Genomic DNA, 25,922 nt, shown 5'->3' on the forward strand with positions numbered 1-25,922 from the left:
GAGTCCGCGTGAAGTTTTTTCATGAAAGACGCCGCTGAGTAAGTTATTTTCACGAGATGTCATGAATTTTCAGACATCTCGTCCAAACGTGAGTAAAATTCAAAGAACGGGGAGGTTTTTCGGAGAATTTCAACTGAGCGCGCAATTTTCAGGTCCGGTGAGTTTGTTTCACGACCGGCGGCTGCCGGATCCAGCCGCACCGGCCGGTTACGCTGCGCTCATCGACGCCTACAAGCTGCCGGTGTCCTTCCCTCGGCGGCTCTCGGCCATCGGCACCAAGCATCGCATCATCGACCGGGACGGCTGGCGTCTCTACACGCCGCGCCATGCTCCCGAAGCGTCGCTCGAGGGACATCTGACCTTTGCCCTTAAATACGAAGGGCTCGACCTTGCCGTCCTGAAGCGGCTTTTCCTGGCGGTCGACGAACACGACATCGAGGAGCTTGTCCGGCGCAGGCCGACCGGCATTTACGCACGCCGCGTCTGGTTCCTCTACGAATGGCTGCTCGGCCGCAAGCTCGAGCTGCCCGCGGCCGACAAGGTCTCCTACGTGGACGCCGTGGATACCGACATTCAGTTCGGAGGCGCGATCCGGAATTCGACGCGGCATCGCGTCCGAAACAATCTGCCCGGCACGCCGGAGTTCTGTCCGCTCGTGTTCAGGTCACTCGCACTCGACGAGTTCATGGCGCAGGACTGGAAGGAGCGGGCGCGCGCCGCGGTCAGCGAAGTCCCGAAGGATCTGCTGGTGCGCACCGCTGCCTTTCTGCTGCTGAAGGATTCAAAGTCCAGCCACATCATCGAAGGCGAACGGGCGCCCCAGGATCGCATTCAAAGATGGGGACGCGCGATCGGCGAGGCGGGGCGCGTGCCGCTCGACGAGCAGGAGTTCTTACGCCTTCAAGCCATCGTCATCGGTGACGAGCGCTTCGTGAAGCTCGGTTTCCGGCGGGAGGGTGGCTTCGTCGGTGTGCACGACCGCGACACGCAGCAGCCTGTCCCCGACCATGTCAGCGCGAGGCACCAGGACATTGCCCGCCTGATGGCAGGCTTGATCGCGTTCGATCATGTCGCGGAGAACGGGCTCGACCCGATTATCGCAGCGGCGGTGCTCGCCTTCGGGTTCATCTACATCCATCCATTCCAGGACGGCAACGGGCGCATCCACCGATACCTGATCCATCATGTCCTCGCACGGCGTGGCTTCAATCCGGCAGGGGTGCATTTCCCGGTGTCGGCCGCAATTCTCGACCGGATCAGCGCATACAAGGGTGTGCTGGAAAGCTATTCCACAAGGCTCTTGCCATGCGTTCAATGGCGAGCAACACCGAACCACAATGTCGAGGTTCTGAACGACACCGCCGATTTCTACCGCTTCTTCGACGCGACCCCGCACGCGGAGTTTCTGTATGAATGCGTGCGGCAGACCATCGAGCACGACCTGCCGAACGAAGCGAACTTCCTTCGCAGCTTCGACGCGTTCCGGGCTGAAGTCGAAACGATCGTCGACATGCCGGAGCGCACGTTCAACAGCCTGTTCGGATTTCTCAGGCAGAACAACGGTGCGCTTTCAAAGCGGGCGAGGGAAAGTGAGTTTTCCGAGCTGACGGCGAATGAAGTCACGCACGTCGAAGAGATGTATCGTCGCTGCTTCGGCACCGGTGAGTGAACTGCAGTTGCGGTCGCCGGCGGCTGCGACGCTGCACGGCTAGTCGACAAGCCGCCAGACCGTTTGGTGCGGATCGCGATCCGACGTCCCCGTCTTCCGGCATCCGCCGGCGCGACCCCGAAAATCCCACCGGTCGAGATCAGGGGATGAGATCCGAATCTTCCCAGGCCGTACGTCGCGCAGCGCCGGTTCGGCTGCAGATCGACCTGTAGCGCCTTCGATCAGCCTATCGATGATTCATTGCCGGGCCGCCTGCGATCGCGGTGCTGCGGCGACGCGTGACGGAGCAACTGATGCGGAGCGGTGCTGGCCGACTGCCGCCGCGTTCGCGTCCGCACGGCGATGAAGCGTTGATCCGGGCCGGCCGCGTCGGGCGTGAAGCATTCCTTGCTTTTCGGACGTCCGAATGGGTGAGGGCGACGTCCGATCGGACGAATGCCGGTTCAACGATCCTTTGCGCGGCGAAATCGAAAATGGCGAGCCGACAGAAAAGTTCGGCGCAACGACACGCCATTGCCCAGAAAGGCAAACGTCCATGTCAGGTATCGTTCTTTCGAACGCCGTCCGCCAGAATCTCTCGTCGCTTCAGGCCACGGCCGACTTGCTCGCCACCACCCAGAGCCGCCTCTCGTCCGGCAAGAAGGTGAACACGGCGCTCGACAATCCGACCAACTTCTTCACCGCCGCTTCGCTCGACAGCCGCGCCAGCGACATCAACAACCTGCTCGACGGCATCGGCAACGGCGTGCAGATCCTGCAGGCCGCCAACACCGGCATCACCTCGCTGAACAAGCTGGTGGACAGCGCCAAGTCGATCGCCAACCAGGCGCTGCAGACCGTGGCCGGCTACGCCACCAAGTCGAACGTCTCGGCGACCATCTCCGGCGCCACCGCCGACGACCTGCGCGGCACCCAGAGCTTCAGCAACGCCGTTGCCAGCAGCAACGTGGTGTTCGACGGCTCTGCGGGCGGTGCCACCACCGCCTCCGGCAGCGATCTGCTGGGCGGTGTCGCCGTCAGCATTGCGGCTGCGACCGCCGTCACCGCCCTCGGCGCCGCCGACAACACCGCGCTCGGTAGCGCGCTGACCGTGGGCACCGCCAGCGGCGCCGCCACCGGCACCAGCAAGATCAGCGATCTGACCAATGGTCTGACCGCGACTGCGACCGGTCCGGCCGCCGGTGACGCGATCACCGTCAACGGCAAGACCATCACCTTCACCACCGCCGGTGCGGCGAAGGCGGACTCCGAAGGCAACTACACGATCGGCCTCGATCAGGACCTGACGGCCCTGACCAAGACCATCGACGCGATGAACAACAATACGACCAACGCGTCGACCGTCACCGGCGGCAAGCTGGAGCTGCACTCGGGCACCAACAGCCCGCTGACGATCAGCGACAACGCCGGCGGCGCGGTGCTGGCCAAGCTCGGGCTGGGCGGCTCGACCGAGTTCAAGGTCGATACGGCTGCTGCGACGGCATCGGCCAACATCTCGGCCTCGACCCAGTTGTTCAACAGCCACGGCGGCCTATCCTCGACAGCGATCGCTGACGGCACCACGCTGTCGGTGAACGGCAAGACCATCACGTTCAAGACCTCGGATGCGCCGCAGGGCAACAACATCGCCAGCGGCACCGGCGTTCTCGGCCGGATCGGGACCGACGGCAACGGCAACTCGACGATCTATCTCGGCAACCAGAGCAACTTCACCAACGCGACCGTGGGTGACGTTCTGACCGCGATCGATCTCGCCAACGGCGTCAAGTCGGCTTCGATCTCGAATGGCGTGGCGACGATCTCGACCAGCGCCGGCCAGACCCCGTCGTCTGTCGCTGCCGGCATCGTCACCATCAACAGCTCGTCGGGTGCCGACCTCAATCTGACCGGTCCGACCGATCTGCTCAAGAACCTCGGCCTGACCACTGCGACCGGCTCCGGCCCGCTGACCCTGACCAAGCAGCGCACCACCGACGGCACCACGCTGGGGACGCTGATCGCGGACGGCTCGACCCTGAACGTGAACGGCAAGACCATCACGTTCAAGAACGCCGCGGTGCCGACGGCCTCCGCGTCGCACACCGGTATCTCCGGCAACGTCGAAACCGACGGCAACGGCAACTCGACTGTGTACCTGCAGAAGGGCACCCTCGACGACGTGCTGAAGGCGGTCGATCTCGCCACCGGTGTGCGCAAGGCGACGCTCGGCAACGCCGGTGCGGTGATCTCCACCGCGAGCGGTACAGCCAACTCGTCGATCACCAGCGGCATGCTGAAGCTCTCGACCGGTCTGCAGTCCGACCTCAGCATCACCGGTACCGGCAATGCCATGGCGGCGCTCGGCCTGACCGGCCCGAGCGGCACCGACAGCTCGTTCTCCGCGACCCGCGGTGCGAGCGCCGGCAGCCTGAACGGCAAGTCTCTGACCTTCACCTCGTTCAACGGCGGTGCGGGCGTCAACGTCACGTTCGGTGACGGCACCAACGGCACCGTCAAGTCGCTGGCCCAGCTCAACGTCGCGCTGGCCGCCAACAACATGTCGGCGTCGATCGACAACGCCACGGGCAAGCTGACGATCTCGACCTCCAACGACTTCGCCTCCCACTCGATGGGCGGCAGCGAAGGTGGCGTGCTCGGTGGCACTGCGCTGACGACTCTGACCTTCTCGACGCCGCAGGCGCCGGTGGCGGACGTCAATGCCCAGAACACCCGTGCGGGTCTGGTCAAGCAGTTCAACGACATCCTGAACCAGATCAAGACCACGGCTCAGGACGCGTCGTTCAACGGCGTCAACCTGCTGAACGGCGACACCCTGAAGCTGGTGTTCAACGAAACCGGCAAGTCGACGATCTCGATCCAGGGCGTCACGTTCGATCCGACCGGCCTCGGTCTGTCGGACCTGTCGTCGGGCACCGACTTCATCGACAACAACGCGACCAACGCGGTGCTGACCAAGCTGAGCGCCGCTTCGACCACGCTGCGGTCGCAGGCCTCCGCGTTCGGTTCGAACCTGTCGGTGGTGCAGGCGCGTCAGGACTTCTCGAAGAGCCTGATCAACGTGCTGCAGACCGGCTCGGCGAACCTGACGCTGGCCGACACCAACGAGGAAGCGGCGAACAGCCAGGCGCTGTCGACCCGCCAGTCGATCGCGGTGTCCGCGCTGTCGCTGGCCAACCAGTCGCAGCAGGGCGTTCTGCAGTTGCTGCGTTAACGACACCGATCGGGCCGGCGGCATCCGCCGCCGGCCCGATTACCTGAAATGAGGAGACGACAGATGCCGCCGAGCGAGACCACACCGACGGGCGCCGCCAGGACGCCGCGAGGATCGCGCAAGGCATCGTCGGGATTGAAGATCACCCTGAAGCCGTTCGAGCGGATCGAGATCGGCGGTCTGACGCTGATCAACGGATGGACGGAATCGTCGACGTTCTCGATCGAAGGCACTGCGCCGGTGCTGCGCCAGGCCAACACGATTCTCGAGGACCACGCCGACACCAGCCTGCGGCAGGTGTATCTGCGCTTACAGAAACTCTATCTGCGCCGTGACGGAGCGACCCTCGAAGGCTACCACCAGGCGGTGGAGCGCCTTCTGCAGGAGATGCCCGCGGCCGCTGAAGCCGTGGAAAAAGCCAACAAGGCGATCACCGACCAGAGGCTGTATGCGGCGCTGAAGGCGTACCGCGATCTGCTCGACCAGACCGACGAGGGATGGTCGTCGCAGGCGTCCGAACCGGCCGCGATCGGGCAGGGCGACCGTGCGGCGCCGCCGTCGGTCGAATTCGTTCGCGATCGCCGGAGATATCTTGCGGGCCATGCACGCAGCCAGTCCGGTTAGGCGGCGAGGCATCGCCAAAATTGGGGATGACGACTCTCCGAGGCCCGATCTAGGGTCCCGTAGAATTACGAGGTCGCAGAGCTGCCGCGAATTCTGCCGCAAGGCGATTGAGCAATTCATTCCAGACACTTACCGGTCATGCTGAGCTCCAGCCTATCGCGAATCATCAAGGGCGTCGGCATCAGCGCCCTCGTGATCGATCGCGACGGCAAGATCCTCGAAACCAGCGACGAGCCGGAGACGCCCGCTTCGCCGAAGGCGAAAAGCAAGGTCGGCCAAAGCTATTTCGACGCCTGCATCCGCCCCGACCGGCATTCGCTGGAGCTGCTGCGCGGCTTCAAGAGCCTCGCCGAGAACAGCATCGATTTCTTCTCGACCGTGAGCTGGCGCGAGGAAGCCGCTGGCCGCAAACATTTCCTGATCGTGGCGACGCCGTGCGAGGACGATCCCGGGGCGATCGTGGTGTTGCACATCGATCTGTCGGTGATGCTCGGCGGGCGCAGGGAATTGTCGGCGCTGATGGTCGGGCAGGGCGCTGCTGCTGCGGCGCAGGCCGAAGCCGCGATGATCGGCGCTGTCCGCGGTGCGATCGTCGATGCGCTGGCGGCTTCGCAGGGGCGGACCCCGACCCTGACGATGCCGCAGGAACCACGGCAACAGAACGTGTTGAGCGAGCTGACGCCGTCGCAACTGGAGTTGCTGCCCTATCTCGCGAGCGGCAAGAGCAATCGACAGATCGCCAAAGAACGCGACATGAGCGTGTTCACGATCAAGTCGCAAGTGGCTGGTATCATCCAGAAGTTGAACGTCTCCAACCGGACTCAGGCTGCGCTGTTCGCGATGCGCAACAGCGAAGCTCTCGGGTTGCAGTCTCGGCTCGATCACAGCGCGTGAATTCGCTCGCGCCCGGCGCGAGCGAATGCGCATCGGCGTGCGAGCTGTCGTACGCGCGAGGCGCCGCCAGCAATGTCGGCCTGCAACGCTGTCGTGCAGGCAGCGGGAGTTGATTTTCACTCTCACGAGTGGTGCAGATGTCGGCCTCCTCCGTGACACCAGCACGCCGGCCGAACCATCTTGCCGGCAATCTCCGCGACAGCGGAGCACCTCGAAAACGGTTCTGACTTTGACGGCACGTTCTCTGAACGCGGACGTCGTTCGCGCGCTCGCAACAACGCTCGACTTCGTCTCGGTCCACACCGTGATGCTGGACGGCGACGGCCGCTGCGTCAGGATCTCGCCGGGCGCCGCGACCTTGATGGCGGACGAAAGGCTTCTGACGGTTCGGCTGTCGCGTCTTCGCCGAAGTGCGACGTCGACCGCGGTCGCCGAGTGTCCGGCCTCGGGTTCTCTCGCCGATATCGACCACGACCTGCAGCCGTGCATCGGCTGCATCACCCGGCGGCAAGCGGGCGACCCGCGGCACCGGCATTGCGCGATTTCGATCTCCGGGCCGCACCAGCTCTCCATTCAACTGCAGCTGACGGCGATTCCGCCCGATCAGCAGGAGCTGTTGGCCGCGGCCGCGCTGCTGGTGATCCGGCCGCAGAACCTGGAGCACAACGCAGAGCTGCTGCCGGACATCGCGGTTCTTCTCACGGCGGCGGAGCGAGACGTCGCGGCGGAGCTGCTCGGCGGACGACGTCCGGCGGAGATCGCCACCGCGCGCCGCGTCGCGGTCGGCACCGTCCGCTCTCAGATCAAGCGGATCTACGCCAAGTCCGGCGTTTCAGGGCTCGCCGAATTCATCGCGAAGGCCCGGCGCTGAGCTTTGCAGCGGACGCCGGAGTCGCGCGAGCGTCTCTCTGCCACGAACGACGAATCTCTCCAGCGGGAGCCGATTCCATGCGCAGCATCCCGGATGCGTTGCAGGCCAGGCTCGACGGCGGCGTCACCACGCTGGCGCAATGCTGGATCGTGCGGCGGCGCGACGGCGCCGTGCTCGGCTTCACCGATCACGATCGCGATCTCGTCGTCGAGGGCGTGAGCTGCCGCGCCGGCACCGGGTTTTCGGCGTCGGAGGCGTCGCAGCGGTTCGATCTGTCGGTCGATGGCGCGGAGATTTCCGGCGCGCTCGACGCCGATCTGCTGCGCGAGGCGGATCTCGCCGCCGGGCGCTTCGACGCGGCGGCGATCGAGAGCTGGCTGGTGGATTGGAGTGCGCCCGAGCTGCGGGTGCTGACCGCGCGCGGCACGCTCGGCGAGGTGCGGCGCGAGGGCGCTGCGTTCACCGCGGAGCTGCGCGGGCTCGCCGATCTGTTGTCGCAGGAGAGCGGCCGGCTCTACGCCGCGAGCTGCAATGCCGATCTCGGCGATGCCCGCTGCCGCGTCGCGCTGTCGAGCCCGACGTGGCGCGGCGAGGGGACGGTCGTCGCGGCGCCGGGGACGTCGAACATCACCGTGTCCGGGCTCGGCGGCTTCGCGCCCGGGCTGTTCACCGCCGGCCGGCTGAGCTGGCGCAGCGGCGCCAATGCCGGCACGGCCGTCGAGATCAAGCAGCATCGCATCGTCGGCGGCGAGGTGCGGCTGTCGCTGTGGCAGGCGACGGCCGAGCCGATCGCGCCCGGCGACGGCTTCGTCGTCACCGCCGGCTGCGACAAGCTGTTCGCGACCTGCCGCGACCGCTTTGCTAACAGCGACAATTTCCGCGGTTTCCCGCAGATCCCCGGCAACGACTTCGTCGTCAGCTATCCGGTGCCCGGCGCACCCGGCAACAGCGGCGAGCCGATCGGCCCGGTGCTGCGCAGCGATCTGTGATCGCCTCACGACGTCATCATCATTCAATCAAGCGAGGGCGCGATGGATCAGCCATTGGGTCGCGACGCGATCGTCGCCGAAGCGCGGAGCTGGATCGGCACCCGCTATCGGCACCAGGCGTCGGTGAAGGGCGTCGGCTGCGATTGCCTCGGCCTGGTGCGCGGGGTGTGGCGCGCCTGTCTCGGTGGCGAACCGGAAGCGCCGCCGCCTTACGCACCGGACTGGGCCGAAGCCGGCGGCGACGAGACGCTGGCGGCGGCGGCGCTGCGCCATCTGGCGCCGGTGCCGTGCGATGCGTTCGATCGCGGCGACGTGCTGCTGTTCCGCTGGCGCGACGGCTGCATCGCCAAGCACGCCGCAATCGCCAGTTCGGCCACGACGATGATCCACGCGCATGACGGCGCGGCGGTGTGCGAGGTGGTGATCACGCCGTGGTGGCGGCGCCGGCTCGCCTATGCGTTCACGTTTCCCGGCGTTGCAGATCCGCTGCGTTGACGACGCCCGAACCGTCTGGTCAAGGTCCGGCAGACTCGTCGCGCTGATCGACCGGAGGCACGCAGGATGGATCACGACAGCAACGTGCGGACCGGCGGATGCCACTGCGGCGCGGTACGGTTCGAGGTGACGCTGAGCGACGGCTTCGACTCGATCCGGCGCTGCACCTGTTCGTATTGCCGGATGCGCGGTGCGGTGGTGGCGATGGCGGAGATGGGCGGGATCAAGATCCTGCAGGGCGAAGACGTGCTGACGACCTATCGCTTCCACACCGGCACGGCGCAGCACTTCTTCTGCTCACGCTGCGGCATCTACACCCACCATCAGCGACGATCCAATACGAACCTTTACGCCGTCAACGTCGCCTGCCTGGACGGCGTCAGCCCGTTCGACTTCACCGAAGTGCCGGTGATGGATGGCGTCAATCACACCAACGATACCGGCCAGCCGACCCGCCGCGCCGGCACGCTGCGCTTCATCGCGTCGGAGTGACGGTACGCGCCTCGAAAGATGGCTGCGTTTGTCCCTGGTTGGCCTGTGACCGCACTTCGCGTGTGCTCGCAACAGGCAAAGCCTCATGGTGAGGAGGCGCGAAGCGCCGTCTCGAACCATGCGCCGCGAGTCACGCGTGGCCTCATCCTTCGAGACGCCCGGCTTTGCCGGGCTCCTCAGGACGAGGACTCAGTGCCCTCGACAATCGGCAATTCCGCTTCGATCAATCGACCAAGCGAACTAATCGCCTGGATGATCAAGTTCAGGCGTGCGCCTTGGCGTTGGCAGCCTTGGTCTCGGCGATCATCCGTTTGATGGCGTCGACGGTTTCGGGCGGCAGGTGCCGCGCGGCGCCGAGCGCGACGTACAGCGCATTCAGCGTGTTGCGGCGAGCCTCCGGCGGGATCACCATCTTGGCGCGCGGGCCTTCGGCGAGGCCGTACAGCGCCTGCGCGGCGAGATCGAGATCGTAGCCCCACAGCCAGCACCACAGCCGCACCGCGGTCGACCAGCCGCGCTGATAGGCACGCAGCGCGGTGCCGGCTTCGAACAGTGCCTTGACGGCGGCGTCGCGGGTGGCCTCGGGGGCGCCGGCGTCGACCCCGGAGTAGCGCTCGGCGATGTCGAGCACTTCGATCCGCTTGGCCTGCAACGCCACCACCGGCTTGCCGATGAAGTACACGGCCACATAAGCGACGATCGCAACCGCCACGCTCGCTAGAAAGTCCATCGCCTGATCCTGCCGGCCGCCTCGCCCAAGCCGGGTACGATGCAAATGCCGCGCACCCCGTCAACGCCGCCGGCATTGAACTTCCGTCGCGTCCGGCCGAGCAGGGGGCGGTTCGGCATATTGACAGCAAGCTGTCGAAATGACAGAATGCTGTCATGATCGATGCAGCCGACGCCCCGTTCGACCACCCCGCCAACGCCCTGGTGCTGGAAGTTTTCCGGCTCAACGGCGCGCTGATCAGGTTCGGCGACGCGCTGGTGAAGCCGCTTGGGCTGACCAGCGCGCGCTGGCAGGTGCTCGGTTCGGTCGCCCACGGCCGCGGCACGTTCTCGGTAGCAAGGCTCGCCGACAACATGGGGCTGGCGCGGCAATCGGTGCAGCGGATCGTCGACGAACTGGCGGAGGCCGGGCTGGTCGGCTTCGCGCCGAACCCGGCACACAAGCGGGCCAAGCTGGTGGTGCTGACGCCGCGCGGCGAGCGGGTGTTCGCGCAGGCCAGCGAACTGTGGCTGCCGGTCGCCGACGCCATGATCGCCGGCGCCGATCCGCGTCAGCTCCGCAAGACCAGGGATGCGCTGATCGCGCTCCGCGATCGGCTCGACAGCCAACTCAGCGACAGGAGTTCGTAAATGATCAAGAAGCTCCACCCGATCGCCGGCATCATCGCGTTTCTCACCATCCTCCTGTTCTGGACCTCGACCGTGGTGGTCGAGCTCGGCGGCGACGAGGCCGCGATCGCCGCCGTGAAGCTCCGCATCCTGTGGGGCCTCGCGGTGCTGATCCCGGCGATCGCTATTGCGGGGGCCAGCGGCTTCAAGCTCGGCGGCCAATCCCCGCATCCGGTCGTCGCCGCCAAGCGCTGGCGGATGCCGTTCATCGCGCTCAACGGCATCGCCGTGCTGGTGCCGTGCGCGGTTGTGCTGCAGCAGCGCGCCGCCGCCGGTCAGTTCGACCAGATCTTCACGGTGGTGCAGGCGGTGGAGCTGATCGCCGGTGCGATCAACATGACGCTGATCGGGCTGAGCATCCGCGACGGCTTCCGGCTGACGCGGCGGTTCGGCCTGTCGGCCGCGACGCACTGAGATTCTTCCGCGATCGGAACGACGGCGATGGCTCTCAACAGTTCATCCGACCAATACGGCACGGTGGCGGTGACGATCCATTGGCTCACCGCCGTCCTGATCCTGATCGCGCTGCTGACCGGCTTCCGCGCCGCGGCGGCCGAGGACGTTGCGACCGAGGCGGCGCTTCTACGAGTTCATCTGCCGGCGGCGATTCTGGTGCTGGTTCTCACCGTCGTCCGCGTGGTGTGGTGGCTCGGCATCGACGATAAGCCGGAGCCGATCGCCGGGGCGCCGTCCGCGCAGCAGGTCATCGCGCGTATCGTGCACCTGTTGTTCTACGTGGTGGTGTTCGGCATGGTCGCGAGCGGCACCGGCATGATGCTGGCGAGCGGAGCGCTGCCGGCGATCTTCTCGCACGACGCCACGTCGCTGCCGGAGTACTGGCGCTACCGGCCGCGCATCCCGCACGGCTTCGGCGCCCGGCTGCTGATCGTGCTCTTGATCGCGCATGTCGCGGCGGCGCTGTATCACCACCTCCGCGGCGACCGGGTGTTCGGCCGGATGTGGTTCGGCCGCAGTCCGACATCGCAGGACGCGGCCGACCGCGCGGTGTGACCGCCGTCCTCTCGTAATCCACCACCGGCGTCACTCTCCATCTGCGATCCGGCTGAATCCTGGAAGCGTTCGCGCGGTGTCGGCGCGAGCGCGCAGCGGCGCGCGTTCTCTCGAGCGAAGTCGATCCCATGGCAGCTCTCGTTCTCTCCGTCGCCGGCGCTGCGGCCGGTGCGCTGTTCGGTCCTGTCGGCGCGATCGCCGGGCGGATCGCCGGCGCACTGATCGGCAATGCGCTCGATCAGTCGCTGTTCGGCGGCAGCAGCGATACGTCGCGTGCGGTCGAGGGGCCGCGGCTCGCCGATCTCGACGTGATGGCCTCGACCGAAGGCGCGCCGGTCCCGCGGGTTTATGGCCGTGCCCGGCTCGCCGGTCAGGTGATCTGGGCGACCGCGCTCGAGGAGGTGATCAGCGTCGAGCAGAGCACCACCGGCGGCGGAGGCGGCGGCAAGGGCTTCGGTGGCGGCGGGGGCGGGCAGACCACGACCACCACCACGACCTACAGTTACTTCGGCAATTTCGCGGTCGGGCTGTGCGAGGGACCGATCGGCCGGGTGGCGCGGATCTGGGCGGACGGCAAGCCGCTCGATCTGTCGGGCCTCACCATTCGCGTCCATCGCGGCACCGAGGATCAGGCGCCGGACGGGCTGATCGTCGCCAAGCAGGGCGCCGGCCATACGCCGGCCTATCGCGGGCTGGCTTACGTCGTGTTCGAGCGGCTGCCGCTGGCCGATTTCGGCAACCGGATTCCGCAATTGTCGTTCGAGATCGTGCGGCCGATCGGCCGGCTCGAACAGATTACGCGCGCGGTGACGCTGATCCCCGGCACCACCGAATTCGGCTATGAGCCGGCGACGCGGGTGCAGGTGCTCGGCGCCGGCAGCGCGGCGCCGGAGAACCGCCATGTCGCCTACGCGCCGTCCGATGTGCTCGCCTCGCTCGACGATCTGCAGGGCGTCTGTCCCGGGCTGCAGCGCGTCGCGCTGGTAGTGGCGTGGTTCGGCACTGACTTGCGGGCGCAGGCCTGCACCGTCGAGCCCGGCGTCGAGCGCCGCGACAAGAGGCTCGATCATGGCTCCTGGTCGGTGGCCGGCGCGACGCGCGCCAGCGCGCGTCTGATCTCGCAGGTCGAGGGCCGCCCCGCCTATGGCGGCACGCCGTCCGACGACAGCGTGGTTCATCTGATCGGCGAACTGAAAGCACGCGGGTTGAAGATCACGTTCTATCCGTTCGTGGTGATGGACGTGCCGGCCGGAAATGGCCTGCCCAATCCCTGGACCGGCGCGGCGCCGCAGCCGCCTTATCCCTGGCGCGGCCGCATCAGTTGCGATCCGGCGCCCGGCGTGCCGGGCTCACCGCAGGGGACGGCGACGGCCGCCGCCCAGGTGGCGCAGTTCTTCGCCGGCGGTGCCTGGAACTATCGCCGCATGATCCTGCACTACGCGCAGCTCTGCGCCCATGCCGGCGGCGTCGATGCGTTCCTGATCGGCTCGGAGCTGCGCTCGCTGACGCGCGTGCGCTCCGCGCCCGGCGTGTACCCGGCGGTTCAGCAGCTCGTCGCGCTCGCCGCCGACGTCAAGGCGATCGTCGGCAGCGGCACACTGGTGACTTATGGGGCCGACTGGACCGAATACGGCGCCGACGTGGTGACGCCGGACGGCTCCGAGATCCGGTTTCCGCTCGATCCGCTGTGGGCCTCGCCCGCGATCGGTGCGATCGGGATCGATTACTACGCGCCGCTCGCCGACTGGCGCGACGACGCCGGCCATCTGGACTCGGCGCTCGCCGCCACCAGCTACGACCGCGCCTACCTTGCCGGCAACGTCGAGGCCGGGGAGGGCTACGACTGGTACTACCCGGACGCGGCGGCCCGCGCAGCCCAAGCGCGGGTGCCGATCACCGACGGGCTCGGCAAGCCGTGGATCCACCGTGTCAAGGACATCCGCAGCTTCTGGTCGCAGCCGCATCACGAACGGGTCGGCGGCGCCGAGCTGGCCTCGCCGACCGGCTGGGTGCCGATGAGCAAGCCGGTATGGCTGACCGAGGTCGGCTGCCCGGCGGTCGACAAGGGCGCCAATCAGCCGAGCGTGTTCCCCGATCCGAAATCGAGCGAGAACTTCGCGCCGTATTTCTCCAGCGGCGAGCGCGACGATCTGATCCAGCGCCGCTACCTCGAATGTCTGATTGCCGCGTTCAGCGCCGAGGCGCGCAATCCGGTTTCGCCGCTGTATGGCGGTGCGATGATCGATCTGTCGGCGATTCACTTGTGGACCTGGGACGCGCGGCCCTATCCGGTGTTTCCCGCCGCTGAGGATGTGTGGAGCGATGCGCCGAACTGGACCAGCGGTCACTGGTTGACCGGCCGGCTCGGCGGTGCGCCGCTCGATGCGCTGATTGCCGCGCTGCTCACTGACGCCGGTGTCAGTGGCGTCGACAGCAGCGATCTGCGCGAAGGCTGCGACGGCTATGTGGTCGACCGGCCGATGGCACCGCGGGCGATGATCGAGCCGTTGGCGCTGGCCTACAGCTTCGAGGCGGAGGCGGCCGGCGGCGTGCTGCGCTTCGTGCAGCGCGGCGGCGCGCCGGTGATCGAACTGAACGACGACGATCTGGTGCTGCCCGACAAGGGCGCGCCGTGGCGGCTGACGCGGGCGCAGGAGACCGAGCTGCCGCGCGAAACCGCGATCGCCTACAGCGACGCGCTGGCCGACTACCGCCGCGCCGCCGCTAGCTCGCGCCGGCTGGTCGGCGGCGCGGCGCGGATGGTGAAGGCCGATCTCGCGGTCGTCACCAGCGACGCCGCGGCGACCCGGCGCGCCGAGATCGTGCTGCAGGATCTGTGGGCCGGCCGCGAGCGCGCCAGCTTCGCGCTGGGCTTGCGGCATCTGCGGCTGGCGCCCGGCGACGTGGTGGCGCTGACGCTCGCCGGCCGGCGGCGGCTGGTCGAGATCGACGAGGTGGTCGACACCACTACGCGGCAGATCACGGCGCGCAGCATCGATCCCGACGTGTTCGCGCTGCCGCAGCGGATGCCGCGGCCGGCCGCGGCGACGATCCCGCCGGCACTCGGCCCGGCCGAAGTGATTGCGCTCGACCTGCCGGTGATCGATGCCGCGGCGCCGGACGTGCTGACCAGGCTCGCGGTGTTCGCCAATCCGTGGCCGGTGGCGGAGACGATCTACGCGTCGGCCGACGGCGCCAGCTATCAGCCGCTGACCAGCGCGCCGGCGCGCACCATCATCGGCACCACGCTCGATCCGCTGCCGCGCGGGCCGCTGGCGCGGTGGGACCGCGCCACGACGTTTCGGGTGCGGATCGGCGGCGGCGCGCTGGCGTCGCTGTCGGAGCTGCGGGTGCTGGCCGGCGGCAACGCCGCGGCGGTGCAGACCCCGGACGGCGGCTGGGAGATCCTGCAATTCGCGAGCGCCGAACTGATCGACGGCAACATTTATCGCTTGGCGCATCTGCTGCGCGGCCAGGCCGGCAGCGACGGCGCGATGCGCGATCATGTGCCGGAAGGCGCGCGGTTCGTGCTGCTCGATCACCATCTGGTGCCGATCGCACGCGGGCTGTCGGCGCTCGGCCGCAGCCTGCGGCTGCGCGTCGTCGCAAGCGGGCGCAGCCATGACGATCCGAGCGCGGTCGAGCTGACCGTGACGCCGGGGCCGACCGCGCTGCGGCCGCTGGCGCCGGTGCATCTTTCCGCGCGCCGCACCGCCGGCGGCATTCAGCTCGGCTGGATTCGCCGCACCCGGATCGACGGCGACGGCTGGGGCGTCGAGGTGCCGCTCGGCGAGGACGGCGAAGCCTACGCGCTCGACATCCTCGGCGCCGGCGGCGCGGTGGTACGGACGATGCAGACCGCGCTGCCGCAGACGCTGTACGCCGCCGCCGACGAGCTCGCCGATTTCGGCGCGCCGCAGACTTCGCTCACCGTCCGCGTCGCCCAGCTTTCCGCCACCGTCGGGCCGGGCTTCGCCGCGACCGCCACTTTCGCGCTGTAGGAGGATGCGATCATGACCGCCACCGCCAATCTCGGGCTGCCCTTCATCGAGGCGGCGCAGGCGCAGAAGCACGTCACCCACAACGAGGCGCTGCGCATCCTCGACGCCGCGATCCAGATCGCGGTTCTCGACCGCAACCGCAATGCGCCGCCGGCGGACCCGGCCGAAGGCGCGCGCCACATCGTCGCCGCCGGCGCGACCGGCGCCTGGAGCGGCCACGACGATGCGATCGCGAGCTGGCAGGACGGTGCCTGGGCGTTCCTGGCGCCGAAGCCGGGCTGGTGCGTGTGGTCGGTCGCCGACGACGTGCTGCTGGTCTATGACGGCAGCCACTGGCGCGATCTGCGCGACCTGCGGGTGTCGCTCGACAACGCCGCACGGCTCGGCGTCGGCACCACCGCGGCGGCGCCGAATCTGCTCGCGGTCAAGTCGAACGCCGCGCTGTTCGCCGCGATCGAGCCGGCCGCGGGTGGCAGCGGCGACATCCGTGTCCAGCTCGCCAAGGCCCGCCCGGCCGATACCGCCTCGGTGGTGTTCTCCAACGCCTATTCGGGCCGCGCTGAATTCGGCCTGGTCGGCTCCGATGCGTTCAAGCTCAAGGTCTCGGCCGACGGCGCGGACTGGACCGAGGCGCTGATCGTCGATCCCGCCAGCGGCGCTCTGGCGTTGCCGCGCGCGGTGGTGTTGCCCGGCGTGGTCGCGCCGCCGCTGCTCACCGCCGACCAGAACGACTACGATCCGCCCGGCCTCGCGGCCGCTTCGCAACTGCGCTTGTCGAGCGACGCCACAAGGTCGATCACCGGCCTCGCCGGCGGCGTCGCGGGGCGCGTCCTTGTCGTCACCAATGTCGGGGGCAACCCGATCCGCCTCGACAACGGTCATGCGGCGTCGGCCGCCGCCAATCGGTTCGCGTTGAAGCGGACCGCGGTGCTGCATCCGGGCGACGCGATTCCGCTGCTCTACGACGCCGCCTCGCTGCGCTGGCGCGCGCTGGCGGTGCAGTCCAGCGAAACCGTGGTGCCGCCGCAGGGCCGGCTGACTCTGAGCAGCGGCGTCGCGGTCACCACCGCGGACATCGCGGGCGCCGCCGCGATCTACTACACGCCGTATGCCGGGCAGGCCGCGCCGATCCACGACGGGTCGCAATTGCTGATGGCCGATCTCGGCGGCGAATTCGCGCTCGCGCTCGACGGCAATTCCGGCCACGCCGGCTATCATCAGGCGGCGAACAATTTCGATCTCTACGTCTTCCTCGACGGCGCCGGCGTGCCGCGCCTCGGCAGCGGCCCACGCTGGTCGGCCGGCGCCGGCGGTTCCGACACCTCGCGCGGCACCGGCGCCAATGAGATTGCCGTGGTCCAGGGAATCGCCGTCAATGCCGCGACGATTCAGCTCCGCACCGGCAGCGCCGCCGGCGATCTCGCCACCGTCGCGCCGTGGCGGGCCACCTATGTCGGCTCGTTCCGCACCACCGCCGACGGCCAGACCGAGGACAGCGCCGGCAAACGGCTGCTCTACAACGCCCACCACCAGATCGCCCGGCCGCTCCGAGTCGCGGAGAGCACCGCATCGTGGACGTATTCGGCGGCGAGCTATCGGCAAGCCAATGGGTCGGCCGCGAACCAGGTGGCGCTGATGCGGGGCCAGGATATTCAGATTGTCCATGCAGAGGTGATCGGAACCGCCGCCAACAGTACCGCTACTTTTCGGTCCCTTCGTGTCGGCATCGGCATCGACAGTTCGACGACAAATGTCGCGCGAGTCGGGATCAATTCCGCATCGAACTTGGTGAATTCAGTGCCATCCGCGATCTACGACGGACTTCCCGGGCTCGGATACCGCGAGGTTCGGTGGCTGGAATTTGGCGGTGGCGCAGACACGCAAACCTGGTACGGCGGGGGCGCCGGCGTTCAGTCGGGAATGTCAGGTTGGTGCTTGCAGTAGCGTGCTAATTCCTGCGGAAGATCATGTTGTAGACCATGACCTTTCCATGTGCGCGGCCGACATTGCCAGCCACATTTTCATCGCGCGTGAGGCCACATGAGCCGAGTGCACGTGAAATGTCGGATACTTCCGCGCTGTCGTTGAGGTCGAGTTCGACCAGCACTGACCGGCATTCAGGGTTTGCAAACGTCTTGAGGCCACCGGCGATGACGGCACGCTCGAGGCCGTCGACGTCGATCTTCACATAGTTTGGAACGGCCAACCCGAACAATTCGCACGCTGAATCGACGGAAATTCCGATGGCACCTTGGAGATAGGCCGCTTCGAAGCGGTGCCCGGTATAGTCGATGTCGGTGTTGAAGGTGTGTAGCGCTGCGCCGGGAAGGGACTCACGCATGTGCATTTCTGCGATCGTGCATTTGTCGTCGATCGCGACAGCAAGAGCTCGGACGTTCTTATCCGCCCCGTTAGCAACAACGTTGCGATTGAGCACGAGGTAGTTTTCTGCGCTTGGTTCAAAGGACGTAACGTAGCAGCCGCGCATGATTGCAGCGTATAGCGAGAAACTGCCGATGTTTGCGCCAATGTCCCAGAACCGGGAGCCGCGCTCGAAACTATCGATCCACGCAATCGTTCCGGGTTCTTTGATAAGCGTTCCGCCCGCCCGCTCCCAGGTCAAATCATTCGGGCATTCAAACAGAATTCGACAGTTCCTGTGGTGAAGCACGCGGTGTCGGGTCGAGAGGACGAAGCTGAAGCCATTATGCGTGACCCAAGGAGAGGGCTGTGACCAGTAGAGCGAGTCGCCGCGTTTGAATTTCGAAGCGAAGTGCGCGTTGACGAAGTCAAAGACCTCGAGTTCGTTCTGATAGTCGTTGAGCGCGACAAAGGCGTGTCCGTCCGAATCGCGCAAATCCCCGCGTGTGACGGCCTCGATCGCGGCGAGCACTTCCGGCGAACATCGAAAACCCTCGTAGTCCGACAGGGTGTAGGGGGCGAGGTTGACGGTCATCTAAAGAGTTCCCTTGCACGTCGCGCAGTGACGTCCGTGCGGTTGGTCGTCACGCAGTGATTACTTACCGCAAGCGGTGCAGCCAGCTTGGCTGATCGCTCATTCGTGACCTCCACGAGGCGTATACCAGACTTCCCCAACATCAGGATCGCACTCATGACCAGATCGTCTTTCGGCGAGCTGTTGGTCCGGCTGTGGCCCAACGGCGATCAGAAGATTCCGGGATTGCGCGCCGGCATCGCCGCGGCCGCGCCGGAGGTGTTCGTGCGTTTCGGCATCACCACGCCCGGCCTCGTCGCTCATGTCATGGCGCAGATCAGCCACGAATGCGGGGCGGGGCGCGATGTGGTCGAAAACCTAAACTACACGCCGGCGCGGATGCTGCAGGTGTGGCCGTCACGGTTTCCCACGCTGGCCAGCGCCGCGCCCTACGCGCACGACCCGCGGGCGCTTGCCAACAAGGTCTATAACGGCCGTATGGGCAACGCAACCGGCTCCGACGACGGCTGGATCTTCCGCGGCCGCGGCGCGGCGCAGACCACCGGGCGCGAGGGCTATGCCCGGCTAGCCAAAGCGACCGGCCTCGACGTGGTGAGCGATCCCGATCTGCTGCTCGATCCACGCTACTTCCTGCTGTGCGGCGTCGCCGATTTCGTCGCCTGCGGCTGCCTGCCGTTCGCGCGCGCCGACGACGTCGTTGGCGTCACCCGGCGGCTGAACGGCGGCACCATCGGCCTCGCCGCACGCAAGGCCTGGCTGGCGAAATGGAAGGCCGCGCTCGGCGAGGCGCCGTTGGTGATCGCCTCGCCGCCGCTCGTGCCCGAACCGCCGGCGGCCGGGCCGCCCGCGCGGCCGCCCGCATCGCCGATGCCGCCATCCGCGTCGCGCTGGGCGCAACTCGTCGCCGCGGTGGCCGCGGCCTTCAAGAGGAGCTGACCATGGACTGGAGCGATCTCGCCAAACAGGTGATTGCGCTCGGCGCGCCGATGCTCGGTACCGCCCTCGGCGGGCCGCTCGGCGGCGCCGCCGGCAAGGTGCTGTCCGAGGTACTCGGCGCGCCGTCGCCGACCCCGGATGCGGTGCAGGCGTCGCTGCCGCAGGCGGCGCCGGACCGGATCGCCGAGGCCGAGGCGCGGTGGTGCGAGGCGATCCGCGCCGAGGCGGAGACTCAGCGCATCGCGATCGCCGAAACCCAGGCGACGATCCGCGCCGAGCTCGCCGCCAGCGATCCGGTGCAGCGCTGGTGGCGGCCGGCCTATGCGTTCGAACTGACCGCCGAATGCGGCGCGCTGTGGACGGTGCTGGTGCACGAATTCTGGACCGGCGACGTCGCCACCATCAACGCGCTGGTCGGCGCCACCACGCTCCTGGTCGCCTATTGGGGTTTCCGATTCGGCGTGCTAGGCGTCTATGTCAGCGGCCGGACCCGCGAAAAGGTCTGCGCCGCCACCGGGCAGGACAACCCGGGCGTGATCGACAGGCTGGTCAAAGCGGTCGTGAAGAAAAAGTAATCCGGCGCGCGCGCCGTCGTTCACCGCGCATTCACCCCGCCGCCGCTCATCTTCACAGCCGTTGCGTTCACCGTCGCGGTGATGCCCGTCGCGGTCACTTCCCGTGGTGCCGTCGGGGTTCGCCGCCCGGGCACAAGCTATCGGAGTCGAAGGTGCGTCTGCTCGTCGTCGAAGATGACCCCGATCTCAACCGCCAGCTCACCACCGCGCTGACCGACGCCGGTTACGTGGTCGACCGCGCCTTCGACGGCGAGGAGGGGCACTTCCTCGGCGACACCGAGCCGTACGACGCGGTGGTGCTCGATATTGGCCTGCCGAAGATGGACGGCATCTCGGTGCTGGAGGCGTGGCGACGCAACAGCCGCGCGATGCCGGTGCTGATCCTCACCGCGCGCGACCGCTGGAGCGACAAGGTGCAGGGCTTCGACGCCGGCGCCGACGACTACGTCGCCAAGCCGTTTCATCTCGAAGAGGTGCTGGCGCGGATCCGGGCGCTGCTGCGGCGGAGCGCCGGCCATGCCCAGTCCGAACTGAGCTGCGGCCCGGTGGTGCTCGACACCCGCACCGGCCGGGTCAGCGCCAATGGCCATCCGGTCAAGCTGACCAGCCATGAATATCGGCTGCTCGCCTATCTGATGCACCATGCCGGCCGGGTGGTGTCGCGCACCGAGCTGGTCGAGCATCTGTACGATCAGGACTTCGACCGCGACAGCAATACGATCGAAGTGTTCGTCGGCCGCATCCGCAGGAAGCTCGGCGTCGACATCATCCAGACCGTGCGCGGGCTCGGCTATCTGCTGTCGCCGCCGGCCGCGGACGCGCATTAGCGCGCCGGCGACGCGGTGCCCGTCAAACCAGCCCGCCGCGGCAGTTCGCTCGCCACCCGGCTGTTCCTGTCCGCCACCGCCTGGGTGGTGGTGATCCTGGCGATCACCGGCATCGTGCTGTCGTCGGTGTATCGCGGCGCCTCGGAGCGCGCGTTCGACCGAAGACTCAATCTCTATCTGCGCACCATCATCGCCGAGGTCGCGACCCCCGACGCCACACAGGAGGGGTTCCAGTCGATCGGCGAGCCGCTGTTCGATCTGCCGTTGTCCGGCTGGTATTGGCAGGTGGTCCGCACCGACGGCGACAAGCCAGAGACCCGCGCCTCGCGGTCGCTGTGGGACCGCAAGCTGCCCAGGCTCGAGGATCAGGGCATCGAGCTCGGCCCGTCCGGCGTGCGACACGGCTATGTCGCCGGGCCGGAGGGCCAGACGCTGCGCATGGTCGAGCGGCCGGTCGATCTCGGCCTCGACGGCAAGTTCGTCGTCACCGTCGCCGGCGACGCCACCGAGATCTTCGAAGAGACCCGGACGTTCGACTACTACCTGGCCGGCACCTTCCTGGCGCTGTCGATCGGGCTGGTGCTGACCACGATCTTCCAGGTGCGGTTCGGCCTGGCGCCGCTGAAACGGATTTCGGATTCGATCGCCGACGTCCGCTCCGGCCGCGCCGAGCGGCTGGAGGGCCAGTTCCCGGTCGAGATCGCGCCGTTGGCGCGCGAGACCAACGCGCTGATCGAGGCCAATCGCGAGATCGTCGAGCGCGCCCGCACCCATGTCGGCAATCTCGCCCACGGCCTCAAGACACCGCTGTCGGTGCTGGTCAACGAGGCCAGCGCGCGGCCCGGCGATCCCTTGGCCGCCAAGGTGATGGAGCAGGCCGAGCTGATGCGCGGCCAGGTCACCCATCACCTCGAACGGGCCCGGATCGCGGCGCGGCTGACGGTGATCGGCACCGTCACCGAGGTCGAGCCGGTGATCGAGGCGCTGCGCCGGACCATGGAGAAGATCCACCGCGACCGCGCCATCGCGGTGCGCGCCGAGGTCGCCCCGGGCCTCAAATTCCGCGGCGAGCGCCAGGACCTCGAGGAGATGGTCGGCAATCTGGTCGACAATGCCTGCAAATGGGCGGCGGAGCGGGTGTTCATCGCCGTGTCCGGGGAGAAAGCCGACGAGCCCGGCGCGCCGCCGAAGCTGCGGATCGTGGTCGACGACGACGGGATCGGGCTGTCGGCCGAGCAGCGCGCGCTGGTCGCGCGGCGCGGCAAGCGGCTCGACGAGAGCAAGCCCGGCTCCGGCCTCGGCTTGGCCATTGTGGTCGATCTGGCAGCGCTTTACGGCGGCGAATTGAAGCTCGACAACGCCCCCATCGGGGGACTCAGGGCCGAGCTGACCCTGCCTGCGGCATAACGTGCCGGCCGCTGCCACAGCGTCGCCAGATTTGCATCTTGTTTTCCTTAACGGTTATGGGTGTAGGCTGAACGCCTTCGGGGAGCCGTTTGGGGATGACCATGACGTCTTGGGCGGGGAAGCCGCTGTTGCTGCTCGCCGGCGCGCTGGCGCTGGCCGGATGCGACCGCACGTCCGGGCTGGTCGCCCGGGTGGATTCCTTCACCAGCACCGCGACCTCTGATTTCGGCCGCAACGACGGCAGCGCCGCGGTCGACGCCGCCGCGATGGGCGGCCTGATCGGTCCGAAGATCGGCGCGCTGCTCAATGCCGAAGACCGCCGGCTGGCCTATGCGGCCGAGCTCGACGCGCTGGATCGCGGCGAATCCGGCGCGCCTGTGGCGTGGAAGAACGCCGCCTCCGGCCGCTACGGCAATATCGTGCCGGGACCCGCCTATCTGAAGCAGGGCGCGACCTGCCGCGGCTTCTCGCACGCGGTGACGATCGGCCAGCAGATCGAGATCTCCCGCGGCACCGCCTGCCGCGCCCATGACGGCGCGCCCTGGACCGCGCAGAGCTGAGCGGCATTCGCGCGCCGCGCGCTGGAAGCCGAAAGTTTCCAGCGCGTTACCGCCATGAGCCGCAGTTGCGGCAGAGCGTGAATCCGCCGGCGCAAGCGTCCCCCTCAACCCCTTCTTAACATCGCCGTGGCTATCTCTGGGGGGAGCGCCGTGGCGCGACCGGCACCTTGCGAGCGGTGCGCGATTCCACGCGTGCGAACAGCCTGCAACCCCTTGGGCGCATGAGCCAGACACCGACCGAAAAGCTGCGGGACTATCTGTCCCAGCTCCCGCCGCAGTCCCAGGCGCTGCTGATGCGGGAATTCGAGCGTGCTCTGGAGCGCGGCGACGACGTCGCGGTGGCGAGCTTCGTGCTGGAGGAGCTGCGCAAGATCGTTCGCGGCGCCGAAGACGACAACCGGCCGCGCAGCGACGATCCGGCGCGGCTGATGTTCCGGGTGCTGGAACCGTTCCTGATCGATCCCAAGGAGACGCCGCGGCCGGGGCAGATCCGGCGCTCGTCGCTGACCTCGGTGTGGCAGTGGCTCGAGCGCGACGGCATGCCGGACCAGATCCGGGAATTCGAGGCGGCGCTGATCGGCCTGCGCAACGCGCCGGCGTCCCAGGTCGAACAGCTGGTCCGCAAGCTGCAGCAGGCGGCCGCCGCGGCGATCGACAAGCTGATCAATCCGGAGCCGGGGGTCGATCGCCAGCGCTCGATGTCGCGGGTCGGACCGCCGTCGGCGGTCGAGGATCTGGCGCCGATCGGCGCGGTGCTGAAGAACCGCGACGCCATCGACACCTTCAACGGCAAGCTGTCGAGCAATCTGCGGGTGTTCGGCGACAGCCAGGTCAATTCGATGATCGCCGCACTCAACGTGCCGGCGCTGCAGACGCCGATCCTGCTGCCATTCGCGCTGACGCTGATCCTCGATCACCTCAACCAGCCGTGGCAGATCGTCCGGATGGCGATCAAGGTCGCCGGCTCCGACGACGAGATCAAGGTCGCGGCCACGCCCTACGGCGTCGCCGTCACCATGGCGATCCAGGATCTGGCGCGGCTCACCGCGGATCTGCGCGAGGAAATCCGCCGCGGCCACTACGGCAACGTCGCCGAGAACCTCAAGGTGATCCACGACGGCGTCCGCGGCCTGCGCACCGAGCTCGACATCCGCAGCGATTCGACCTGGGGCAAGCAGCTCGCCGCGATCCGCGTCGACATCTCCAACGCGGTGAAGTCGGAGATCGAGAGCGTGCCCGGCCGGGTGCGCCGGCTGCTGCGCCAGCGCCCGGACAAGGACATCGCCAGCGGCGCCAGGCTGGACCAGATCGAGGTCGACGAGGCCGCGGCGCTGATCGATTTCGTCGCGGTGTGCCGCACCTATGCCAGCGAACTGGCGATCAACGAAGTGACGCAGCGGACCTATTCCGAGCTGCAGCAATATGTCGAGAAATCCACCGAGGCGCTGGTGCAGTCGCTGCGCGGCTCCGATCCGCGGGTCAAGCCGTTCCGCCACCAGCAGGCCGAGGCCGCGATCCGGTTCTGCGAGGTGCTGTTCGGCCACGACTACGCCTCGCTGATGAAGCGGGCGGCGGAAAGCGCCATGGTTGTGGTGGAACGCAAGCCGGCGGCGCGGGCGGGCTGAGCTCCCCCTTTGATTCAAATCAAGTTTCATCCCCTGCGGCGGCTTATCCGGTGCCGCAAATGTCAATTGCGGCTATCGTCCGACCATGGTGTAACCCGCCCGGATTTTCGACCCGCCGGGCCGGTGCCGCGGCCGCATAGTCTTCACCCGGAATCTCGCTCGAATGGCGCTTTGGTTTGTGTTCGCGATGATGACGGCCGTGGCGGTGTTCGCCGTGCTGTGGCCGCTCGGGCGTAGCGTCAAGGCGCAGCAGGACGGCAGCGAGGCGGCGGTCTACAAGGACCAGCTCGCCGAGGTCGACCGTGACGCCGCGATCGGACTGATCGGCCCGTCCGAAGCCTCCGCCGCCAAGGTCGAGATCGGCCGCCGGCTGCTCGCCAGCGCGGATGCGGAGCGCAGCGTGCCGAGCACCACCCGCCGCGGGATGCGCCGCGCGGTCGCGGTGCTGGCGCTGATCGGGCTGCCGGTGCTCGCGGCGGCGGTGTATCTGCCGCTCGGCTCGCCGACGCTGCCGGACGAGCCGCTGGCGGCGCGGGCCAAAGCCCCGGCGACCACGCAGCCGCTCGACAATCTGGTAGCGCAGGTCGAGGCGCATCTGGAGAAGAACCCGGCCGACGGCCGCGGCTGGACCGTGCTGGCGCCGGTGCTGGCCAAGACCGGCCGGTTCGACGACGCGGCGCGGGCCTATCGCAATGCGATCACTTACGCCGGCGAGACCGCCGAGCGCCGCGCCGATCTCGGCGAGGTGCTGACCTCGGCGGCGGGCGGGGTAGTCACCGCCGACGCCAAGACCGAATTCGAGCGCGCCGTCGCGCTCAACCCGGATGATGCCAAGGCGCGCTACTTCCTCGGCCTCGCCGCCGAGCAGGACGGCCGGCCGAAGGACGCCGCGACGATCTGGCGGGCGATGCTTGAGAAGGCGCCGGCCGATGCGCCGTGGCGGCCGATGCTGCAGGCCGAACTCGCCCGCGTCGACGGCACCGCCAAGCAGCCGGCGCTGCCGGAGGGCGCGGCCGCGGCGGTGCAGAACATGAGCGAGGCCGAGCGCGCCGCGATGATCCAGGGCATGGTCGCCAAGCTCGCCGCGAGGCTCAAGCAGAACGGCGACGACGTCGACGGCTGGCTGCGGCTGGTGCGCGCCTATATGGTGCTCGGCGACGGCGACAAGGCCAAAACCGCGCAGACCGAGGCGCGTCAGGCGCTGGCCGACAAGCCGGACCGGCTGAAGCAGCTCAACGACGGCTTCAAGAGCCTCGGGCTCGACGGCTGACGATGGCGGCACGAACGATGTGGTTTTTCGACATCTTCGTCAGACACAGACTTTCGAGCGACGCCGCGAAGCGTCGCTCGTGAACATCCGGTAGCGAACGCCGAGGCGAAT

At 67.8% G+C, this 25,922-nt stretch carries 22 protein-coding genes; 20 read left to right on the forward strand and 2 right to left on the reverse strand.

The features are described 5' to 3' along the window. The first annotated feature begins 61 nt into the window (after nucleotides 1-61). The 8 genes from DWA33_RS07370 (at nucleotide 62) to DWA33_RS07405 (ending at nucleotide 9,245) form a co-directional block, all read left to right on the forward strand. Nucleotides 62-1,669 carry a Fic family protein gene (locus tag DWA33_RS07370; protein ID WP_114357444.1) on the forward strand — a complete coding sequence of 536 codons (1,608 nt, stop codon included), beginning with the start codon at nucleotides 62-64 and terminating at the stop codon, nucleotides 1,667-1,669. A 535-nt stretch (nucleotides 1,670-2,204) separates the two neighbouring features. Continuing rightward, a complete protein-coding gene (locus DWA33_RS07375; protein ID WP_114357445.1) occupies nucleotides 2,205-4,880 on the forward strand; it encodes a DUF1522 domain-containing protein in 2,676 nt (891 codons plus the stop codon). A 63-nt stretch (nucleotides 4,881-4,943) separates the two neighbouring features. Next, nucleotides 4,944-5,504: a flagellar biosynthesis repressor FlbT gene (locus DWA33_RS07380; protein WP_114357446.1), complete on the forward strand. Its 561-nt coding sequence runs from the start codon at nucleotides 4,944-4,946 to the stop codon at nucleotides 5,502-5,504. A gap of 138 nt (nucleotides 5,505-5,642) precedes the next feature. Then, nucleotides 5,643-6,398, forward strand: a complete 756-nt coding sequence (locus DWA33_RS07385) for a helix-turn-helix transcriptional regulator (RefSeq protein ID WP_114357447.1) — start codon at nucleotides 5,643-5,645, stop codon at nucleotides 6,396-6,398. 25 nt (nucleotides 6,399-6,423) lie between these two features. Then, complete coding sequence (locus DWA33_RS07390; protein WP_244601218.1) at nucleotides 6,424-7,269, forward strand: helix-turn-helix transcriptional regulator; 846 nt, start codon at nucleotides 6,424-6,426, stop codon at nucleotides 7,267-7,269. Nucleotides 7,270-7,346: 77 nt separating this feature from the next. After that, nucleotides 7,347-8,258 (forward strand): DUF2163 domain-containing protein, encoded by a 912-nt coding sequence (locus tag DWA33_RS07395; RefSeq protein WP_114357449.1) that lies wholly within the window; start codon nucleotides 7,347-7,349, stop codon nucleotides 8,256-8,258. A gap of 42 nt (nucleotides 8,259-8,300) precedes the next feature. After that, nucleotides 8,301-8,753 carry an NlpC/P60 family protein gene (locus DWA33_RS07400; protein WP_114357450.1) on the forward strand — a complete coding sequence of 151 codons (453 nt, stop codon included), beginning with the start codon at nucleotides 8,301-8,303 and terminating at the stop codon, nucleotides 8,751-8,753. A gap of 66 nt (nucleotides 8,754-8,819) precedes the next feature. Then, the gene (locus tag DWA33_RS07405; protein WP_107357462.1) at nucleotides 8,820-9,245 is read left to right on the forward strand and encodes a GFA family protein; all 426 of its coding nucleotides are present in this window, start codon (nucleotides 8,820-8,822) and stop codon (nucleotides 9,243-9,245) included. Between the two features lie 262 nt (nucleotides 9,246-9,507). Here DWA33_RS07405 and DWA33_RS07410 read toward each other — a convergent pair whose 3' ends face one another. Further along, nucleotides 9,508-9,975, reverse strand: a complete 468-nt coding sequence (locus DWA33_RS07410) for a hypothetical protein (protein ID WP_114357451.1) — start codon at nucleotides 9,973-9,975, stop codon at nucleotides 9,508-9,510. Nucleotides 9,976-10,130: 155 nt separating this feature from the next. Between DWA33_RS07410 and DWA33_RS07415 the strand changes: the two genes are divergently transcribed. From DWA33_RS07415 to DWA33_RS25395, 5 genes are all read left to right on the forward strand, one after another. Further along, nucleotides 10,131-10,604 (forward strand): MarR family winged helix-turn-helix transcriptional regulator, encoded by a 474-nt coding sequence (locus DWA33_RS07415; RefSeq protein WP_114357452.1) that lies wholly within the window; start codon nucleotides 10,131-10,133, stop codon nucleotides 10,602-10,604. Next, on the forward strand, nucleotides 10,605-11,057 hold the full coding sequence (locus DWA33_RS07420; protein WP_114357453.1) for a hypothetical protein: 453 nt from the start codon (nucleotides 10,605-10,607) through the stop codon (nucleotides 11,055-11,057). Between the two features lie 27 nt (nucleotides 11,058-11,084). Further along, nucleotides 11,085-11,654, forward strand: a complete 570-nt coding sequence (locus DWA33_RS07425) for a cytochrome b (protein ID WP_114357454.1) — start codon at nucleotides 11,085-11,087, stop codon at nucleotides 11,652-11,654. Nucleotides 11,655-11,782: 128 nt separating this feature from the next. After that, nucleotides 11,783-15,655 (forward strand): baseplate multidomain protein megatron, encoded by a 3,873-nt coding sequence (locus DWA33_RS07430; RefSeq protein WP_114357455.1) that lies wholly within the window; start codon nucleotides 11,783-11,785, stop codon nucleotides 15,653-15,655. A 12-nt stretch (nucleotides 15,656-15,667) separates the two neighbouring features. Continuing rightward, nucleotides 15,668-17,599 carry a DUF2793 domain-containing protein gene (locus tag DWA33_RS25395; RefSeq protein ID WP_244601219.1) on the forward strand — a complete coding sequence of 644 codons (1,932 nt, stop codon included), beginning with the start codon at nucleotides 15,668-15,670 and terminating at the stop codon, nucleotides 17,597-17,599. Nucleotides 17,600-17,603: 4 nt separating this feature from the next. On the opposite strand, the gene DWA33_RS07440 is transcribed toward DWA33_RS25395, so the two are convergent. Further along, nucleotides 17,604-18,611 carry an FkbM family methyltransferase gene (locus DWA33_RS07440; protein ID WP_114357456.1) on the reverse strand — a complete coding sequence of 336 codons (1,008 nt, stop codon included), beginning with the start codon at nucleotides 18,609-18,611 and terminating at the stop codon, nucleotides 17,604-17,606. 156 nt (nucleotides 18,612-18,767) lie between these two features. On the opposite strand from DWA33_RS07440, the gene DWA33_RS07445 reads away from it, so the two are divergent. The 7 genes from DWA33_RS07445 (at nucleotide 18,768) to ccmI (ending at nucleotide 25,811) form a co-directional block, all read left to right on the forward strand. After that, nucleotides 18,768-19,547 (forward strand): glycoside hydrolase family 19 protein, encoded by a 780-nt coding sequence (locus DWA33_RS07445; protein WP_114357457.1) that lies wholly within the window; start codon nucleotides 18,768-18,770, stop codon nucleotides 19,545-19,547. A 2-nt stretch (nucleotides 19,548-19,549) separates the two neighbouring features. Beyond that, nucleotides 19,550-20,122, forward strand: coding sequence for a 3TM-type holin (locus DWA33_RS07450; RefSeq protein ID WP_114357458.1), 573 nt, complete (start codon nucleotides 19,550-19,552; stop codon nucleotides 20,120-20,122). Between the two features lie 152 nt (nucleotides 20,123-20,274). After that, nucleotides 20,275-20,949, forward strand: a complete 675-nt coding sequence (locus tag DWA33_RS07455; RefSeq protein ID WP_114357459.1) for a response regulator transcription factor — start codon at nucleotides 20,275-20,277, stop codon at nucleotides 20,947-20,949. A 15-nt stretch (nucleotides 20,950-20,964) separates the two neighbouring features. Further along, nucleotides 20,965-22,356 (forward strand): sensor histidine kinase, encoded by a 1,392-nt coding sequence (locus DWA33_RS07460; RefSeq protein ID WP_114357460.1) that lies wholly within the window; start codon nucleotides 20,965-20,967, stop codon nucleotides 22,354-22,356. A 95-nt stretch (nucleotides 22,357-22,451) separates the two neighbouring features. Next, nucleotides 22,452-22,916: an RT0821/Lpp0805 family surface protein gene (locus tag DWA33_RS07465; RefSeq protein WP_114357461.1), complete on the forward strand. Its 465-nt coding sequence runs from the start codon at nucleotides 22,452-22,454 to the stop codon at nucleotides 22,914-22,916. A gap of 221 nt (nucleotides 22,917-23,137) precedes the next feature. Beyond that, nucleotides 23,138-24,541: a hypothetical protein gene (locus DWA33_RS07470; RefSeq protein WP_114357462.1), complete on the forward strand. Its 1,404-nt coding sequence runs from the start codon at nucleotides 23,138-23,140 to the stop codon at nucleotides 24,539-24,541. Nucleotides 24,542-24,704: 163 nt separating this feature from the next. Continuing rightward, a complete protein-coding gene (ccmI, locus tag DWA33_RS07475) occupies nucleotides 24,705-25,811 on the forward strand; it encodes a c-type cytochrome biogenesis protein CcmI (RefSeq protein WP_114357463.1) in 1,107 nt (368 codons plus the stop codon). Nucleotides 25,812-25,922 lie beyond the last annotated feature (111 nt).

The sequence above is a fragment of the Rhodopseudomonas pentothenatexigens genome (assembly GCF_900218015.1).
Classification (GTDB): Bacteria; Pseudomonadota; Alphaproteobacteria; order Rhizobiales; family Xanthobacteraceae; genus Rhodopseudomonas; species Rhodopseudomonas pentothenatexigens.